This window comes from cf. Phormidesmis sp. LEGE 11477, from assembly GCF_015207105.1.
Classification (GTDB): Bacteria; Cyanobacteriota; Cyanobacteriia; order Phormidesmidales; family Phormidesmidaceae; genus Phormidesmis.
This window is the reverse complement of sequence record NZ_JADEXO010000009.1, coordinates 18815-36764: the sequence shown is the minus strand read 5'-3', so window position 1 is coordinate 36764 and position 17950 is coordinate 18815. Positions and strand designations below refer to the sequence as shown.

Here is a 17950-nt window from a genome sequence, read left to right as displayed (position 1 = left end):
CGTTATATCAAAAACACCTTAAAGGAAGGACTAATGGCTGAAATTAGATTGCAAATAAATTTAGACCGAGGAAACTTGCTCACAAAAGCATTCGTGAAGGTTTATCGGGGACGCAACATCATCACCGAGAAAAGATACAAATTCTCTTCAATGATTGCTAATACCCAGGCGAAAGCTGCTGAAGGTGTAATTATTCCGAAGCGTAGAGGCATTTTTTACTGTGGCAACAGGGCGCTAATGATCGAAGGTGCTGAGCTGCACATGCCGCTAGCCGATGGCGACAAGCTAGAGAACGTAGCAGCTACCGTGGCCTCTCTCATTGCAATCGTAAAAAAGGACTCAGGGATAAGCTTTGTCAGCCCTACGGTAGACATCGCGGTGAGTACGCCTTTCGTCACCGATGCGACCACAAAAGCACTGTACAAAGAACTCCGCGCAATCGGTGACGGCTTCACCACCAGTGAGGGTGACACTATTAATCCTCACTTTCAGCGCTTCTGTGTCGTGCCAGAGGGCCGTACCTATTTGATGGTCAACCCTGACTACAACGGCATCATCGACTTTGGCAGTGGCACTATCCAGGGCGCAATCAGAAAACCAGATGGCGGTATTGCTACAGTCAATGCTCACGGCGGAGATCGTGGGGGTGCCAACTACTGGATCAGTGACGCGCTGCAAAGCGATTCTTTTATCAACGAAGCACGAAAGTTAAAGCGCAACAACATTCCTACACCTGAACAGCTATCGGTGATTCTAGGGCAGGCAAAATGGGACTTTGCTGGGTTTAGCTTGGAAAAGCATTTGCGCGGCACGATGAAGAAGAGTCTAAATATTGTTGCCAACACTGCTAAAGCTTTAGATGTCGAGCAGAAGCGACGCAACGATGTTTTTACCCTGGGCGATCGCGTCTATGCGCTCATTGGTGGCGGTAGCTGCTTGCTGGAAAAAGTCTTATCACCTAAAGAACAGCAACAGCTATCACAGTCTGGCATCCACATCATTGGCGCTGATCAGGATGCGGACTACGCTAACGTGCTTACAATGTCAGAAATAGTCAGCAAGGAGCGGATCAACTTGCCGAATTATCAAGAGCTAGAAACTAAGCGTATTGCCAGAGCCGAAGCCGCCAGAGCTAAGCGAGCGATGGTTAAGACGGAGGCACCGGCACATGCCTAAGAAGCGAAGTGAAGGCACACCTAGACCAAAGAATCTGACTGTCAGGAACAACGAGTTTCGCTGGTCGCAGCTAGAAAAAGTATGGAGAGCAATACCAGGATTAAAAGGTGATGTCACACAGTCTTTTGATATGGCAGTAGCTGCTCTTCTAGACTCACTCTCTGATTCTCCAGCATCACCACCGACGTCTGTTTTATCCTCTACTCAAGTAGATAATGTAGTTGTATCCAGTTCGAGTAATGATGGTGATATGGATATGGAAAACATGTTTAGCAGCTTCGGTTCTTCTGAGTAATTGTTGATCACGCTTTAGCCTTGAAACTCTATACATGACAAGTGTGTTGCACTTGTCATGCACTTGTAAGAAAACAGGTTGACAGGAAGAAACGTGATCAACTGTCCGTTCTAACCTTGATTTAACAGATACTGCGATTGTAGAAGAACCGAACATCGAGCGCGAAGCTGAGGCAATAGCTAAAGAAAGTCGGTTGAGCGACATTGAGCGATAGCTAGCGGCTACGTGTCTACAAGAAGAAAAGAGCATTGTTAACAGCAGAGCTTGGCCAATAGAGTGAAGGTAAAGACATCGTTAGGAAGCCGGTATTTACCTTCGGTCGCTCTGGCGATCTAGTGAAGTTTAGCTGCGAGGAAACGGAGTTTGGTCAGGCGGCGACTCTGACGACCAGCGCTGAGCCGAGTTCATTCTTTGTCGCTCGCTATCTGTCAGGCTGCACACCGGGCGAACTAGGTGCTGGAACCGAGATTGGTACGACGCTAGGGCCGCTGGGTTGGGAGCAGCATAATCAGATGAATGATGCTGCTAAAGAGCCTATCCGGATTTCATTGAGTGGGCATTGTCTGGTTATACAGGAGAGTACGCCACCCCTGCTGCTGAGAGCGATCTACATTTTGATGAGATTACAGAGGCTGTCAGATCTTTCTTTACGGAGCCGATGGAATGAGCGAAAGTCCCCCCAATGCTGAACAGGTGAATAGGGCGATCACTTGGTATCGACGCGAGAAATCAGCGATCGCCCAGCGCTGCCCTATTGCTACGCCAGGAAGAATCTTTCGCTCAACTTGGTTGGATGTTTTGGAGAAGCACGTTGCACTGTGGGAATCGGGTTCACTGGGTCTGCATTTAGCGATGGCCTACATCTATTGGCCTCTGAAGACTGTTCGTGCTGCGCTCTACCCTAAATTCTAAATGCTTGCGTACGTGAGAAACGGTATCACTTTGGCTAACCAGAGAGCTAAATAGGCATTGACCAAGCTAGAGCGCTTAGAAAATTTCTACCAAGTGTACTAGATTCTCAGCTTATGTTAAAGCATATTAGCCTTTATCTCTTTCCCACAACGGGGTTAGCACCTCATCGCCTTCTTGAGTGAGCTGTTCGCTGATTTGGACGCCAACTTCTCTATCTGAACTTTCACTGAGTGGCTGATGCATAGCTTTCTTGTATATTGCCTTTCTTCACCCGTAAGATGCGGCCTGCGTTCAAAATAGCTAGCAGTGCCACACCGACATCGGCGAACACAGCTTCCCAAAGGGTTGCTAGTCCAATAGCGCCGAGGGCAATGAATACAACCTTTATCCCCATAGCGAGAACTATATTCTGCCAGACGATTCGCAGGGTGCGACGGGCTAGTGCGATCGCCTCAGCCACCTTCGCAGGCGCATCTGTCATAATCACTACGTCCGCTGTCTCAATGGCCGCATCTGAACCCAGTCCGCCCATTGCCATCCCTACATCAGCTCTGGCAATCACGGGCGCATCATTGATTCCGTCTCCTACAAAAATAACTTTCTTCTTGGCTTTACTGGCAGACTGTAGAAACCCTTCTAAGGCATCTACTTTGCCTTCGGGTAACAGCTCAGCACGGTACTGGTCGAGCCCTAACTTTTGAGCCACGGTGTTAGCCACATACTGGCTATCGCCTGTAAGCATAATGGTCTGAATGCCTTGTTGCTTCAAAGCGCTGATGGCTTCTACTGCATCTTCTTTTATCTCATCAGCGATAATAATTCGTCCAGCATAAATGCCATCGACAGCTAGATGCGCGACTGTTCCGTCTACATGACAGACATCGTGAGGAATGTTTTCTCGGTGTAGCAGCCGGTCATTCCCTGCTAGAACCGTGTGCCCGTTGACCTTAGCGCGAATACCATGACCGGCGATTTCTTCATAGTCTTGCAGTACAGCACTATCGAGAGGCTTTCCGTATGCTTGTTGAATCGACTGAGCAACGGGATGGTCAGACTGAGACTCTACTTGAGCTGCAAGTTCCAGTAGCTGTTGTTCTTTGAATCCATTTTGAGCGATAACTTCACTGACTCGAAAGTTGCCCTTAGTCAACGTGCCTGTCTTATCGAAGACAACTGTATTCACTTGAGTAAGCGCGTCAAGAAAGGTAGAACCTTTGACCAAAATACCACGTTTGGCCGCGCCGCCGATGCCGCCAAAGTAGCCTAGTGGAATGCTGATGACTAAGCCACAGGGACAGGAAATCACCAGCAGTACGAGGGCGCGATAAGTCCACACAGACTGTGAGGCGTCAGGAATGAATAAAGGTGGTAAAACGGCTATTGCCAGCGAAAGAAAAACAACAACAGGCGTATAATAGCGAGCAAAGCGAGTAATAAACTTTTCAGTATCCGCTTTTTTACTACTGGCATTTTCTACCAGCTCTAAGATTCTTGAAATGGAAGATTCGTTGAAAAGCTTAGTGACTCGGAGCGTTAGCATCCCAGACTGGTTAATCATGCCAGATAGTACGGTTTCACCTGTTTGCACCGTGCGAGGCACAGATTCTCCTGTGAGGGCAGAGGTGTCTACCTGAGATTTACCTTCTAAAATTTCGCCATCCAGGGGCACTTTCTCACCAGGGCGAACGACCACAACATCGCCCACCTTGACTGACTCTGGAGAAACTTCACGAATAGTCTTTCCACTGGCCCCATTCACTTGCAGATTTGCGGTGTCGGGGCGCACTTCTAGCAGCGACTTGATGGACTTACGCGATCGCCCCACAGAATAATCTTGAAATAGCTCTCCTACCTGAAAGAACAACATCACGGCAACGGCTTCGGGCAGCTCGTGAATAGCGATCGCTCCCAATGTTGCAATCGTCATCAAAAAGTTCTCGTCAAAAACGCGCCCCCTTAAGATATTGCGCCCAGCAGTGGTTAGCACACTCCAACCGCTGATGAGATAAGCAGGCATTAAAACGGCATACTCAGCGATGGCATAAGGGGTATTGTGCAGCGGCTCGTTAAAGACGAGGCCAATTAGGAAGAGGACAGTGGCGATCGCAATTGGCGTCAGCTCTTTTCGTAAGTCAAATTCGCCTGAGCCGTGACTATGGACATGACCGCAGCAGTCATTTTGCGCGTGAGTTTCTACCATCGTGACACCTGCTTATTAAACCTGAATATATGAAAGACTATTCAGATATTAAAACATAAGATTGAAATATTCAATCTCCCTATTGGATAAAATTGATAGGCAACCTTAAAAGGCGGTTTAGTGTTCGGCGGACTATCTACTCGTCGAGATGCTCGGCGACTTCTTTGTATAAGGATGTGATGTGCTCGTCAGCTAAGCTATAGCAAACATTACGGCCCTGGCGACGATACTTTACTAAGCGGTGCGATCGCAACACTCGTAGCTGATGAGAGACTGCCGACTCGCCCATCTTGACCACTGCTGCCAAGTCACAAACACACAGCTCTTGCTGAGCTAATGCAGACAGTAGCTTTAGCCTATGTGGGTCTGAAAGGGCACTGAAAAACTCTGCCATGCGTTGCGCCTTTTCAGTCTCTAGAATCTCTGGCTGTACTTGCCGGACATTATCGAGATGAACTAGAGATGTTTTACAACTCGGTGCATTCGCGGCCTTACTTTTGCTGGCAGCTTTTTGAGGAGTGGTTTTTTTGAGGGTGGCCTTGGCTTTTGGCATTGTCGATTAGCTATGAAGCAGTTCTTCCATGATACTGATAATCATTACCGCTTGAAAGACTATTCAGACAATCCGATGTTTTATGACTGGCGCTCCATCGCGGTTCCTAGCTGAATCTGCTGGATAAATTGCATTGTTTGCTCGTAGCTTTGCCGGTCGCCTCTTACCTGAAACAAATCCGCCGCCTGCTGCAAATCTTCTATCGCCGTGCGAGCATCGCTAAGTTGATAGCGCAAAAGGCCGCGATTACCATATGCTTCTGCGAGGTCGGGGGACAGTGCGATTGCCGTATCAAAGTCTGTCAGCGCGGCTTCAGCATCGCCCAGTTCGAGATGAACCTTGCCTCGGTTGTAATGCGCGTCAGCATTGTCGGGCGCGAGGGCAATTGCTTGATTCAGGTCGCTCAGCGCTAGCGGAAACTGACCTATTACGGCCAGAATGATGCTGCGGTCTATGTAGGGTTAAACGAAGTCAGGCGCGACTTTAATTGCCCGTGTCAAATCTGACACAGCAGCATTGATATCGGACATGTGCGAATAAGCTTCGCCTCGGTCGTAAAGGGTTGCTGGATGGTCAGGGCGTAGCTGAAGTGCTGCGGTGAAATCGTCAATTGCCTGCGAGTAGTCGCCTATGTCGTGGTAGGCAATGCCTCGGTAGTGGTAGGCTTCAGCATTTTGTGAGTCTGCTTGGATGGCCTGATTGTAAAGGGCGATCGCCTGCTCAAACTGTCCTTGCTCAGCCTGCTCTCTACCTTGCTCTAGCAAGCTGTTCGCAGATGTTGCTGCTAGCTAAATTGATGGCTGTGCCGATGGTGCAGAGTTAGCATTTGCCGCCCTACTCACAGTGGTTATGGTTATGATTGCGCCTAGAAATAACGTAATAATTTTCCTGGGTTGCATGACTTTATTCCCAATAGAGTGAGCTGGCCATTTGATATGGCGATCGCTGCTGCTATAAAGAGCATAGCAAAAGGGTATCTTTCTGCTTTCTATCGTGATCGTCTCTATGACTCATCGCAGCGTATGAGTAGTGACGGTGGCTGACCTGTTGGGATATTCTCGAACCGAATGCTGTCATCCCGATCGCTTGGTTCAATTCGGTAGGTGGCTGCTTCGGGGCGCACCTCTATTACCCCTTCTAGCTGGAAGAAGGTCGCGTCAATGCCGTAGCGCTTATTCCGAAGCGAGACTGCCTTTATGTCGGCATACCCATAGTAAAACTGAAGCTTCTCCTGTGTGACGGTCAACTTCGTGAAAGTATCCGATGAGCAAGCTTCTTTAGTTTGATCGAACGTCCCAAGCACGCTGTCGGGCAGTCGGGTTTCTGGCATCACCTCGGCTGGTTTCTTTTCGCTGGTTGTCTCAGATTCAGCAATTTGAGGACTTTGGGCACATGCTGTGAAGAGATATACGAACAGAACGGAAATAGAAAGGTGGAATACATACACAGGCCAGTTAAGTCATTTCTCTTTGCTTCGGAATAATATAGTACCTATTTATAGGTGGCTGATAGTGCTGGTGTTAATCTCCCTACTGACCAGCTTTCTCGAACTAACTACTTCTAAAGCAGCTAAGTTTGTGTTTGCCGCCTGCAAAGGATTAACGAAATTTGGCTTTTTTTAGCTGCTTTTCTTCTTCTGACTAGGTGACTGATACCACATGATTGATCCTGTGATAATCAGGGTCAGCAAGCCCAGCGCGTTGAGAATGGGATAGACCAGCTCTAGATTGATTTGCCCGAATTTTCCTCGATGTAGGTCTAGTAACCAGAGAAAGTCATTGGCACGATCGCTAGCGGCTGCAATCTGAAATAGCATTCCCGTGGTTAAAGTCAGCAGCAGTGGCAGCACAATAAAAGGAACCAATGCTCTGTGTAATTGACGCAGCCGGACTCGATTGATCGCCATAGTTTGAATGCTATAGATTTTTGAACAGTGTCAGAACTAGGAGTGAAATCGCCGTTTTAGAGAAAGCAAAACAAATGGCCCTGCGATGATGAGCGCTAGCAAAGATTCTCCTAACCCGATAGAAAATCCCTCTAGAAAGCTGGCTTCAGCAGTTGAATTAGACAGTTGAGTAGCCGAAGTTTCCTGAATGGTCGTGCCATCTTCCGCGCTGTCTTCTGAAATTTTATTTATGACATCGCCAGAAGGCTCAGCGTTAGTATTTGAATCGGTTTTATCGAGCGCTGGAGTTACCTCTTCGGCAGCCGCTGGCTCCGATTGGGGGGCAGATTGCTCGCCATCCGCTTGATCCTCTGTTGGCTCGGCTGACTCAGTTTCGTAATGGGCCTCATGTGCTAACGCCCTGCGCGTAATCAGTAGCCGAGCGCCCAGCATAGTGCTAGCTATGGCAACACGGCTACCGGTTGTTGAGTGAGACATGGACTTGGCTTTCCGAAGGAGTTCGTTGCTAGTGTCGCAGACGATTATGAAATGAGGATGAAACCGCTCTAGGTAGCTTCCCTGGCCTGTGATGTGGCCTCTTCTGCGGTCATAGTGCCGCGAAACATATTCATGCCGCAGTGGAAGGTATAGCTGCCTGCTTTTTCGGGCAAAACTTCTACGGTTGCTTTCTGGTTCAACGGTAGATCTATCGCTTTATTAAAGTCGGGTAGAACGATCTGTTCTAAGCAACTGCTGGGATCTTTTCGTAGAAAGTTTAGCTTAACTAGCTGGCCTGCTCGAACCACAATTTGGTCGGGCGTGTAGCCGCCATCTACGGTGATATCTACAGATTGAACGCCCTCAGATGCTGTTGCTGCTTGCGCTTTAGTTTTACTCAGCAGAAACCACCACAGCTCCAGACCGATTAGGCCAAGGCCAGCAGCAGCCACCCCTACTTTCAGTACAACGGGCTGCTCAATTCGACGAAACTCGCCCGTGCCTGGTTGTGAGGTTTGTGACTTAGCGGCCTGAGGAGCCAGCAGTAAACTGGCACTAAGTAAGCCGCTGAGTAGCCATTTCTTATTCTTTCTGAATTGTTTGTTCATAGGTTTATAGAGGAGGTTCTATCGAACGCCTTTAGGCTGAAAGTTTCTCAAACGTAAGGCATTAGTCACTACAGAGACTGAGCTAAAGGCCATTGCCCCGCCAGCAATAATGGGATTTAGTAACCAGCCAAATACCGGATAGAGAATACCGGCTGCAATTGGGATGCCTGCTACGTTATAGATGAATGCAAAGAACAGATTTTGGCGAATGTTAGCAATGGTGGCTTTGCTAAGTTGGATGGCGGTGACGATGCCTTGCAAGTCGCCGGAGATGAGCGTGATGTCGCTGGCTGCGATCGCCACATCCGTCCCCGTCCCAATCGAAATCCCAACATCCGCCTGAGCCAATGCAGGTGCATCATTAATTCCATCGCCCACCATCGCAACCTGTTTATCCTCGGACTGCAATTGTTTAATCTGCGCTGCCTTTTGGTCAGGACGAACTTCTGCGAAGACTCTACGAATACCGACTTCTTGGGCGATCGCCTCAGCAGTCTGTTGATTATCTCCCGTCAGCATCACCACCTCTAATCCCATCTTTTGCAACGCACTCACTGCCTGAGCTGACGTTTTCTTCAGCGCGTCAGAAATGCCCATCAGCCCTTCTGCCTTACCGTCCACCGCAATCCAGGCGGTGGTTTTTGCAGCCGATTCCCACGCTTGCCGTTGCGATTGAAGAGATTGCGTGTCGATGCCCAAGTCATGCATCCAGCGATCTGTGCCGATTTGTATCAGATGGCCATCTATCGTTCCTTGAACGCCTCTGCCAGTGACCGCATCAAAGTCTTGAACGCCTGTCAGTTTCTTCGCATCAACGCCTTGAGATTTAGCGTAGTTCACCACCGCTTCTGCCAGGGGATGTTCTGAATTGCGCTCAACCGCTGCCGCCATTTGCAGCAGCTTTATCTCATTGCTATTAGCCGTACCACGAACCGTCAAATAATCTGTGACCGTCGGCTTCCCTTCTGTGAGCGTACCGGTTTTGTCTACAACGACAGCCTGTAGCTTGTGCGCCCGCTCCAAACTTTCAGCATCTTTAATTAAAATGCCGTTCTCAGCGCCTTTACCCGTGCCAACCATAATAGAAGTCGGTGTCGCTAAGCCCAGAGCACAAGGGCAGGCGATGATCAGAACGCCAACGGTAGTGAGTAAAGCCAGCGTCAGGTTGCCCATGATGACAAACCAGAGGACGAAGGTAGTTATCGCGATCGCAATCACTACCGGCACAAACCACCCCGTCACCTGGTCAGCCAGCTTCTGAATCGGTGCTTTAGAGCCTTGAGCATCCTGCACAAGCTGCACAATCTGCGCTAGCACCGTATCTGCGCCCACCCGCGAAGCTCTGAATCTAAAGCTGCCCGTTTTGTTAATAGTTGCACCAATAACTTCCTCACCCTGTTCCTTCTTCACCGGAACAGGCTCTCCGGTCACCATCGATTCATCAACCGTAGAAGTGCCCGCTGTCACTTCACCGTCCACTGGAATCTTCTCACCGGGACGAACAATAATAATATCGCCAACAATAACTTCCTCAAGCGGCAGGTCAATCTCTTCATCCTGGCGTACGACCCTAGCCGTATTTGCCTGCAAGCCAATCAGCTGACGAATCGCGTCCGACGTTTGCCCGCGAGCGCGGTTTTCAAAGTATCGGCCCAGCAACAGCAGCGCGATAATCACAACAGCCGCTTCGTAGTAGACTTCTGGCGCGAGTCCCTGCGAAAGCAAGAAGCCAGGAAACAGCGTTACAAAGAGAGAATAGATATAGGCCGCGCCCGTACCCAGCGCCACCAGCGTGTTCATATTAGCCGCGCGGTGAGTAAAGGCTTTCCAAGCACCGACATAAAACGACTTACCGCACCAGAACAGAACAGGCGTCGCTAAAACAAGCTGCAACCAGGGGTTGTGCAAAAACATTGGCCAGCCAGGAATATCTATACCCAGCATGATTGGCAACGTGCCTAAAATCAGGATTGCGCCAATGATACCGCTAACCACTGTTTTAGTGAGAAGCGATCGCTGTTGTGCTTTTCGCTCTTCCTGCTCTTGAGCATCCTCTTTACCGATGCTCAAGTCTTCTCTCACACTTGCCTCGTAGCCAGCATCAGCTACGGCAGCTTGAATCTTCTCCAGATTGGTATCGCGCTCGTCATATTCAATGCTGGCCTGCTCAGCCGCGAAGTTTACCTGGGCGCTGCTGACCCCCGGCACCTGCTGAATAGCCGATTGGATACTGTTTGCACAGGACGCGCAGCTCATGCCTTTGAGCTTGAGGGTAGTTGCTGTCATAGGGGGCTTTCCTCTCTTTTGAAGAATCTCGGTGGAATTTGAGCGTTAAAAGCTAGAGGCCAACACTAGGCCGCAGCATAGCCAGCATTGCTGATAGCTTGCTTAATAGAAGATTCGGAGGACTCAGTTTCTACTTCGACGCGCTTAGTTTTAGGATCGGCTTCAACCTTTGCATTTTGGTCTACTTCTTTAATGGCATTAGTGATGGCCTTTGCACAGGAGCCACAGGCCATGTTAGGAACGTTGAGTTGTAGTTTCATGATGTACTCTTTGGGTTTATGTTTTTACCTGACACTTGTTTAAGGTGTCTGTAGGTGACTAATCGTATCAGTGCTATTAACATAAACCCTCTAGTCAAGGAGAGAGTCAAGGGGTATCAAAAATATTCCTTGGCAATGACAGAAGAGTCCTGCCTACTGGTCTGAAACATGGCTCTAAGCCCCGCTTTTTGCATGAATGCCCGCTATCGTTGCGGATCAATTGTTTTCGTGACAGCGCCTAAATGCAACAATCAACAGCCGTTCAGTTAAATGTGAAATCAGAATGAAATGAGTCTCTTTCAAAAGATGTAATTTTTCAGTTACTTACGAAAGTAGGCATCTTAGCGCTTACGCCTCTATCTCAACAATGCCCATCATGCCCTGATCTTCATGGTCGAGGATATGGCAGTGATAGACCGTTCGACCCACAAAATCTTCAAACTTCACTCGAATGGTTACCGTCTCATAACCGCCAATAGCAACGGTATCTTTCCAGGCTCGAAAGGGTTCTGGCTGACCGTTACGCTTGATGACCTGAAAGCGGTTTGTGTGCAGGTGAAAAGGGTGATCTATGCTGGCTTTGTTGATGATATGCCAGTCTTCAACCTGATTGAGGCGCACGCGGGTGTTGACGCGATCCATTACAAAAGACTGATTGTTGATGATAAATCCAGTTACTCCAGCGGAACTATCATTACCGTGATTAAGAATGAATTCACGGCTGATGTCGGCTTCGGGCAAAGGTTCGACGGGGATAAGTTGCTTGGGTAGCTGAAGCTGAGCGGTTCGCTCGCTCGGCTGGTATTGAAGGGTCGCGATCGCTCTTTTCTCTGACCGTACAATCCCCGGCATTTGCTCGACTGTTTTTCCCATACCTTCAATCATTTCAGAGAGTCCGCGATCGTAAGGCAAGCTCAAAATCTCGTAGTTTCCGGGTTCTCTACTGCCAGGAATCAGTAGCTCTGCGCGTTCACCAGGAGATAGCGTGAGAGTTTCGAGTTCGGTGGGTTCTGCGATCGCCCCTCGATCTGTCGCCATTAAAAACCAGGGGTGCTCCGGCAACTGAAGCTGATAAATGCGCGAGGCTGAAGCATTGATTAACCGCAGCCGCAGCAGACCATTTTGGGGAATGCTAACCATCGAATTTTGTTGCGCATTCGCTGTAATCAGGCTTCCTTCTCGGCCCCATCGCTTAGCCAGGGGCGAGAGCGTTTGAAAATTGCCCTGAAGCTTTGGCTCAAAGTCTTTAAGCACCAGTAATGCTTCTTCTGCTTGTCGAATTCCAGGAATCTCGTCTAGTGCTCCTCGGACGATCAGCGGCCCTGCTAGTCCATCAAATACCTGCTCGGCTACCCTGAGATGATAATGAGGGTGATACCAGCCGGTGACGGCAGGATGATTTTCAGGAATCTGAAACTCGTAGGTGTAGCGATCACCTGCTGCCACCTCCCGAAAAACATTATCTACCTCGGGTGAAATATGTAGACCGTGATAATGCAGGTTAGTTGGGTTGTCCAGCTCATTAACCAGAGTAAGTCTGACCATATCGCCTGCGCGAGCTTCTAAAATAGGCCCAGGCACTTGATTATTGTAAGCAAGTAGCGCTAAAGATTTTCTAGCGACTGCTTGCGTTTGGGCTTTCGCCGTAAGCGATAGTTCGAGCAGCCCTTCTGCGCTGCTAATTTTTTGCAAGATCGGGCTGCGACTAGCTGGGTTGTTGCGACCGCACTGAGACAACAGAGGGACACCAGCCGCAGCCGTCATAAGTCCAGCGAGCTGGCGGTTGAATTGGCGACGTTTCATCAGCAACTATATTGATCTTCAGCAAACACGATCGTACATGATATTGATTAGAAAATCAGGGCGTCATGACGGTTGTGCTTGAACATCAATAACGCCCATCATGCCTAGCTCTTCGTGGTCGAGAACGTGGCAGTGATAGACGCTCTTGTCCGGAAAGTCTTTGAAATGCATCCGAATGCGGAGGGTTTCACCGCCGCGCACTAAAATGGTATCTTTCCAGGCCGGATAGGGTTCTGGCTGTCCATTCCGGCTAATCACCTGAAAAGGTGCGGCATGAATGTGAAAGGGGTGATCCATCTTGTCGGCATCGACGTTGGCAATTTCCCACTCTTCAATGCTGCCGAGCGGTACTTGGATATCTACACGGTCTGGATTGTAAGTTTTGTCATTGAGGGTGAATGCCATTCCCTGCAAAAATGACATTCGCATAGAGAGTTCTATGCGCCTTTCGTTATCGGCTGCGGGTATTGACTGGACTGGGATTAGCTGGGTGGGCAGAGTTGTTACCTCACTGGAGCCACTGTAGGTAACTGTCGCCAGAGGCAGCGCTTCGGTACTAGAGGCCGTAGAAGGCTTCATGTCCATGCCTTTCATATCCATGCCCTTCATGTCCATGCCTTTCATAGAGCGATCGCCCATAGAGCCATTGCCCATCATGCCCATGCCGCCCCGGTCGTAGGGTAAGTTGAGCAAGCGATATGAGCCGGAGGATTGATTACCTTGAATCAACACCTCTGCTCTTTCTCCTGGCACCAGCAACAGTTCTTCTACTTCAACAGGTTCCGACAGCGCTCCGCCATCTGTGGCAACCAGGTGCATGGAATGATCTTCTAGCTGCAATCGGTAAAACCGAGCGATTGAGGCATTGAGCAAGCGCAGGCGTAACAATCCGCCATTTGGAATTGAAAGATTGGGGTTGACTTGGCCGCTAGCGGTAATCAGTGAACCCTCTCGGCCCATCATGAGCGTCATTCGGTCGGGTTCGGCGATATTCCCTTGCTCGTCTAGCTGAAAATCTTTCAGAGCAATAAATTCTTCTGAGGCTGCTTTGACCTCTGGAATCTCATCTAAGTCGCCTCGCACTACAAAGAATCCAGAGAGTCCGGCAAATACCTGATCGGCTACAAACCCGTGACGGTGAGGGTGATACCAAAAGGTGCCTGCCGGATGATTTGCTGGAATCGTAAACTCGTAGGCGAGCGTTTCACCCGGCTCTACACTCAAAAAAACATTGTCCGCATTGCCGCTGTGTGAAATGTTTAGCCCGTGATAGTGAATATTAGTGGGAGCTGACAGGTTGTTGGTAAACCGAATTCGGACGGTATCTCCTGGTTTTGCTTCTAGCCTTGGCCCAGGCATCTGGCCGTTGTAAGTCATCAACGTAGCAGGCTGACCGTTCAAGTCAATCGTTTGATAGCCAGCCGCTAAATCAACTTCTAAAAGGCCGTTGTCGCTGGTATACACCGCAGGCAAATCTGTCGGAGTAGACAACTGCGCCGATTTTTGGTTACTAGCTACCTGAGGTTGACGAGTCGTACGGCTGCACTGCGATAACAAAACAGTTCCTGCGCCCGCTGCGCCTACAGAAAGAAAGTTTCTGCGTTTCATACCTTGTCTAGTCCGAGGTTTAGTGAACCTTAATATTTTCTCTTAGGAATGTGAAACCAAAATGAAATTAGGTTTTCATAGCACTGTGTGTGATGGAAAACCATAATAGATCCGGTCTCGTTGCCTTGCAGAAAGTCGGGCATCATCGCGACTTTCTGCGGATTTATGTTCTACGAAGTGATTGACAACTGCGCTGTTCGGAAGCGTCCAACAGGGGATCAAAAGTTTGAGCTTTCCAACTCAACGGGAAATGCGAACACGTTTATAAACTTATATAAGCAAGCGCTCACTTATAAGCTAATGTAGCTTAGAATTGTCCCATAGCCGAAAATGAGCCAAAAATGGGACATGTCTTGCTTCGGCCCAAACACATTAGGATTGTGCAATGGATGAGTGTTCTAGCTCTAGTACTTCAATGACACTAGATGAAGCAATTCAACAGTTACATTTTTCAGAAGCTGAAAACGACGCGACCGAGAGTATGTCATTAGAATCAGAGAACGCTTTCGAGCAGCATGATGCAGTGCATGTCCTATTCGACTGTGGTACTTCTATCCAGGACGAGATTGCTGTTCATGCTTGGATGATCTTTGCAACTACTGCAAACATGAGCGAGATGCACCGCGCATTTGCTAGCCAGGAACATCGCAAAGTCTTGACTGGTATTGGACACCTTAAATTGGCTAGCAAATGGATAGGCTCGCTGCCACGCATCTTCAGCATCATCCTTAAAAGCTGGCAAATGAAGGAAAAACTACCCTTGGAAGAGCTTCATAAATTAAAAGAACTGCCTGTCCTCGAAATTCGACGAGAATACGGTATTGTTCTCCAAGAATGTAATTCATACAAAAACACTAACCCAGCACAGGCTTAATGACTCGCGGTAAAACTGTCACGGATGAAGAGATTCTTGCTGCTGCACAATCGCTTTTCCTAGAAGTTGGTATCAAGGCATCTACTAAAAAGATCGCTCAGAATGCTGGCATTTCAGAAGCCGTTATTTTTCAGAGGTTTAAGACTAAAGAAGATTTGTTTTTTTCTGCGATGGTGCCGCCAGCAGCTCGACTTGAAGAAATCTTCAGGGTTCAATCGGGAGAAAAAACAGTTTCTGAAAATCTAGAGCTAATAAGCCTAAAGATTGTTGATTATTTCCGTGAGGTTATGCCTACCTTCATAGCTCTCGTCGGACATCCGGCCTTTAATATGCAGACTTTTTTGCAGCGTCACACCATGCCAAGGATACAGATCGGTAATCGACTGACAGAATACTTACATGCCGAAGCTGAAATTGGTCGAATTCGCAGAAGTCAAGTTGAGATAGCCGTTGCCGTTCTGCTCTCGTATCTGCATCATTTAGCCATGGCTGAAACCATCGGCGCTCACAAAGAAAGCACACAGGGGACTATCTCCGATGCTATCGAAGCATTATGGCAAGGCTTGTGCCCATAGGTAAAACTCAACAGACTAAAAATTAGAAACAGTCATGTTTCATAAGAAATGCTGTACTTATTTGCGCTTTATAGTGCCGCTTTCAGGTTGGCTCGTTTTGTTTTTGGCACAAACCATTGGCCAAATTGAGCATAGAGAGCCGGAATCGCAAGCACAGCTAGAGTATTAAAGTAGAGTTAGCTATCTTTTAATACTCTAGCTGTGCAGTGGAATGAAAGTGTAGGTGCCGGTGAGCCGTCTTCGCGTCTTGTGTGCTGTGGTGGGTATGAAAGCAGTGGTCATCATCATGAATGTGTTCGTGATCGTGCCATAACCCATTGGATTGCTCGGGCCGATTGCTCGGGCGACAAACGAGCTGGGCTATCCCCCAAATTGCTGTCCCGATGACACTGCTACTTAGAAAAACACTGTCAGAAAAATGATTTCCTAGCCATCCTGCTAGGGGATAAGAGAAGGCCCACCACAGATGGCTCCAGGCAAAGTGAGCACCATAAACTCGGCCTTGAATGTCAACCGCAACCCGACTAGCAATTAGGGTTTGGGTCGGAACATTGACAAGGGTTTGTCCCATACCTGCGAGCAACCACAGCAGCAGCAGCCCGCGTAATCCTACCCAGTCTGCGGGTAAGAGAACTAGGGTAGTGAGCGCAGCCCCTACTCCCGTAAGCATCGTTTGCCTTTGCACTGTGTGGGAAGTGCCTAGACCGATAGAGGCGAAGGTAGCACCCATCCCAAAAGCGGCCATAACCCAGCCATACTCAAGCTTACCTAGCTGAAGAGCGCCCTGAACATGCCCCACCGTGTTAACTAGAATGGCAGCTCCTGAGATCGAGGCGACAAGCTGCATAACTAAGGCATATCTAATCAGCGGGTCGCTGAGCAAACAGGTTGTGCCTAGACGAATATCCTGTAGCGTCCTATGGACTGTTCTAGATTCTGGCTGATTTGGAATGGCTTGCTAATTTGGCGTAACTAGCAGGTGTCTTGGGAGAGTAAGCACCAAAAAGGCGGCGATCAGAAATGTCAATCCGTCGAGAAAGAACACTTGCCGAGTACCCACAAAGGCGGCTATGCTCCCGGCTAAACCAGGGCCAAGCACCCCTAAGAGCTGATAGGTCGCGCTGGAAAGGGCGATTGCTTGAGGATATTCTTCCTGGGTTGCCACTAATGGAATCGTAGCGGTATAAGTAGGCGTAAAAAAGGCCGAAAATACGTTGAGTGTCAGCACTAGCGCGTAAAGTTGCCAGGGCTGAGTCACGAAGGGCAGGAGGCAAACGATAGACATGCGGGCTAGATGAGTCGCGACCATAATGCGTCTGCGATCAACCCGGTCAGCGATCGCCCCAGCCAGCGGCGACAGCACCACATAAGCAGTGACCCGCAGGGTAAGCGCCCCGGACAAAATTAGCCCAGCTCCATCACCTGCCAACTCAAAAGCCAGGAGCGCTAGTCCTAACCAAGTCAGAGCATCGCCAATCAGATTAATCGCTTGGGCGGCGTAGAGTCGAGCAAAGATCGGATTTTTGAGACACTGAAATAGTCGAGGGAGTGAGATCATAATTGTTTGCTCTTCATTCTTGGAAAGAGAGGATTAGCCTCTTAGTAATGAAGATGATCCGCCGGACTCTGAGCTTGTTGAAGCTCTTCAGCTAGAATTTGCTCATAAATTTCAGCCAAATAAGGCGTCATAGAGTTGTTTTCAATTCCAAATCCCAAGCTTGTCCAGGTGCCTGATAAATGCTTGAGAACTTCGTCAGTATCCCCTTGCCTTAGTCGATCCAAAACATCAATCGACCACATCCTTTCATCTTTCAGCCATTGGTAGGTCACTTGATCTTGATACTCAGGTGAAAAACTATAAATCACCTGTTTTGCCTGATAGTTTGGATTGGGATGGTACAAAAATGCTTTTTCTTGCCATGTTGAAGTTAAAAACTGATAGCGACCGGCTGCTGTTGAACAGTCGCCTTGATTCACTTCAGTTTGGATAGGAATGCATATATCTGGGTGTTGCCCAAGGTCGTGCGTGTGGTCTCCGCTGTACAGCAAAACGTAGGGATCGTTCCCGTTGGATTCGCTAGCAGAGATCGTTCGCATCAAGGCACGGATGTAAGGATCGCCGCCCGACATGGCAAGGGTCGGGAAATCTCCAAATGGAGAAGGTTGAGGGTGAGAATGGTTGCCTCTCTGCCTTAGTTCAACCGCAGCAAAAATAATCACTCCGGTGACAATAATGGCCGCTCCCAGTTTTGATAAAGCTGAAGGGAAAAGAGAGCTAAGTCGTCTCGATTTATTTTCTTTTGTTTCAGGCAAGTTGTTAGTCTGCATTATAGCGCTAGTACTGGGATAAACCTCCCTCTTTCCGCTTTTAAGCGGTGGAGGAAGACTGTTTTTGCATGAAGCTGTTTGGACAATGA

21 protein-coding genes are annotated in these 17950 nt (G+C 48.7%); 6 read left to right on the top strand and 15 right to left on the bottom strand.

From position 1 onward, the window contains the following. Positions 1–33 precede the first annotated feature (33 nt). From IQ256_RS04760 to IQ256_RS04745, 4 genes are all read left to right on the top strand, one after another. Positions 34–1176, top strand: coding sequence for a hypothetical protein (locus IQ256_RS04760; protein ID WP_193854412.1), 1143 nt, complete (start codon positions 34–36; stop codon positions 1174–1176). Next, positions 1169–1471, top strand: coding sequence for a hypothetical protein (locus IQ256_RS04755; RefSeq protein ID WP_193854411.1), 303 nt, complete (start codon positions 1169–1171; stop codon positions 1469–1471). The genes IQ256_RS04760 and IQ256_RS04755 overlap by 8 nt, the downstream gene beginning before the upstream one ends. Positions 1472–1806: 335 nt before the next feature. Next, a complete protein-coding gene (locus IQ256_RS04750; protein WP_193854410.1) occupies positions 1807–2160 on the top strand; it encodes a hypothetical protein in 354 nt (117 codons plus the stop codon). Then, positions 2135–2383 (top strand): hypothetical protein, encoded by a 249-nt coding sequence (locus IQ256_RS04745; RefSeq protein WP_193854409.1) that lies wholly within the window; start codon positions 2135–2137, stop codon positions 2381–2383. Before IQ256_RS04750 ends, IQ256_RS04745 begins: the two co-directional genes overlap by 26 nt. A gap of 223 nt (positions 2384–2606) precedes the next feature. Here the strand turns inward: IQ256_RS04745 and IQ256_RS04740 are convergent, their stop codons facing one another. The 12 genes from IQ256_RS04740 to IQ256_RS04690 all read right to left on the bottom strand — a co-directional run bounded on the left by IQ256_RS04740 (position 2607) and on the right by IQ256_RS04690 (position 14084). After that, on the bottom strand, positions 2607–4583 hold the full coding sequence (locus IQ256_RS04740; protein WP_193854408.1) for a heavy metal translocating P-type ATPase: 1977 nt from the start codon (positions 4581–4583) through the stop codon (positions 2607–2609). A gap of 136 nt (positions 4584–4719) precedes the next feature. Continuing rightward, positions 4720–5136 carry a helix-turn-helix transcriptional regulator gene (locus IQ256_RS04735; RefSeq protein WP_193854407.1) on the bottom strand — a complete coding sequence of 139 codons (417 nt, stop codon included), beginning with the start codon at positions 5134–5136 and terminating at the stop codon, positions 4720–4722. Positions 5137–5216: 80 nt separating this feature from the next. Next, on the bottom strand, positions 5217–5564 hold the full coding sequence (locus IQ256_RS29430) for a tetratricopeptide repeat protein (protein ID WP_370623346.1): 348 nt from the start codon (positions 5562–5564) through the stop codon (positions 5217–5219). A 33-nt stretch (positions 5565–5597) separates the two neighbouring features. Next, positions 5598–5900 carry a tetratricopeptide repeat protein gene (locus tag IQ256_RS29425; RefSeq protein ID WP_228024580.1) on the bottom strand — a complete coding sequence of 101 codons (303 nt, stop codon included), beginning with the start codon at positions 5898–5900 and terminating at the stop codon, positions 5598–5600. A 239-nt stretch (positions 5901–6139) separates the two neighbouring features. Beyond that, positions 6140–6466, bottom strand: a complete 327-nt coding sequence (locus IQ256_RS04725; protein WP_193854406.1) for a hypothetical protein — start codon at positions 6464–6466, stop codon at positions 6140–6142. Between the two features lie 288 nt (positions 6467–6754). Next, complete coding sequence (locus IQ256_RS04720) at positions 6755–7042, bottom strand: PepSY domain-containing protein (RefSeq protein WP_193854405.1); 288 nt, start codon at positions 7040–7042, stop codon at positions 6755–6757. 36 nt (positions 7043–7078) lie between these two features. Next, positions 7079–7519 carry a hypothetical protein gene (locus tag IQ256_RS04715; protein WP_193854404.1) on the bottom strand — a complete coding sequence of 147 codons (441 nt, stop codon included), beginning with the start codon at positions 7517–7519 and terminating at the stop codon, positions 7079–7081. Positions 7520–7587: 68 nt separating this feature from the next. Continuing rightward, the gene (locus tag IQ256_RS04710; protein WP_193854403.1) at positions 7588–8127 is read right to left on the bottom strand and encodes a cupredoxin domain-containing protein; all 540 of its coding nucleotides are present in this window, start codon (positions 8125–8127) and stop codon (positions 7588–7590) included. Between the two features lie 18 nt (positions 8128–8145). Then, positions 8146–10413 (bottom strand): heavy metal translocating P-type ATPase, encoded by a 2268-nt coding sequence (locus tag IQ256_RS04705; RefSeq protein WP_193854402.1) that lies wholly within the window; start codon positions 10411–10413, stop codon positions 8146–8148. 65 nt (positions 10414–10478) lie between these two features. Then, positions 10479–10673 (bottom strand): heavy-metal-associated domain-containing protein, encoded by a 195-nt coding sequence (locus IQ256_RS04700; RefSeq protein ID WP_193854401.1) that lies wholly within the window; start codon positions 10671–10673, stop codon positions 10479–10481. A gap of 348 nt (positions 10674–11021) precedes the next feature. Then, entirely contained in the window at positions 11022–12476 is a 1455-nt protein-coding gene (locus tag IQ256_RS04695) for a multicopper oxidase family protein (RefSeq protein ID WP_193854400.1), read from the bottom strand. Between the two features lie 63 nt (positions 12477–12539). Then, positions 12540–14084: a multicopper oxidase family protein gene (locus IQ256_RS04690; RefSeq protein WP_193854399.1), complete on the bottom strand. Its 1545-nt coding sequence runs from the start codon at positions 14082–14084 to the stop codon at positions 12540–12542. A gap of 415 nt (positions 14085–14499) precedes the next feature. Between IQ256_RS04690 and IQ256_RS04685 the strand changes: the two genes are divergently transcribed. Both IQ256_RS04685 and IQ256_RS04680 read left to right on the top strand, forming a co-directional pair. Then, positions 14500–14958, top strand: coding sequence for a ubiquinone biosynthesis protein COQ4 (locus tag IQ256_RS04685; protein WP_228024579.1), 459 nt, complete (start codon positions 14500–14502; stop codon positions 14956–14958). After that, on the top strand, positions 14958–15533 hold the full coding sequence (locus IQ256_RS04680) for a TetR/AcrR family transcriptional regulator (RefSeq protein WP_193854397.1): 576 nt from the start codon (positions 14958–14960) through the stop codon (positions 15531–15533). Before IQ256_RS04685 ends, IQ256_RS04680 begins: the two co-directional genes overlap by 1 nt. Before the next feature lie 187 nt (positions 15534–15720). Here the strand turns inward: IQ256_RS04680 and IQ256_RS29420 are convergent, their stop codons facing one another. From IQ256_RS29420 to IQ256_RS04670, 3 genes are all read right to left on the bottom strand, one after another. Then, positions 15721–16380, bottom strand: coding sequence for an MFS transporter (locus IQ256_RS29420; RefSeq protein ID WP_228024578.1), 660 nt, complete (start codon positions 16378–16380; stop codon positions 15721–15723). A gap of 111 nt (positions 16381–16491) precedes the next feature. Beyond that, entirely contained in the window at positions 16492–17091 is a 600-nt protein-coding gene (locus IQ256_RS29415; protein ID WP_228024577.1) for an MFS transporter, read from the bottom strand. 41 nt (positions 17092–17132) lie between these two features. Beyond that, complete coding sequence (locus IQ256_RS04670) at positions 17133–17846, bottom strand: glycoside hydrolase family protein (protein ID WP_228024576.1); 714 nt, start codon at positions 17844–17846, stop codon at positions 17133–17135. Positions 17847–17950: the final 104 nt, after the last annotated feature.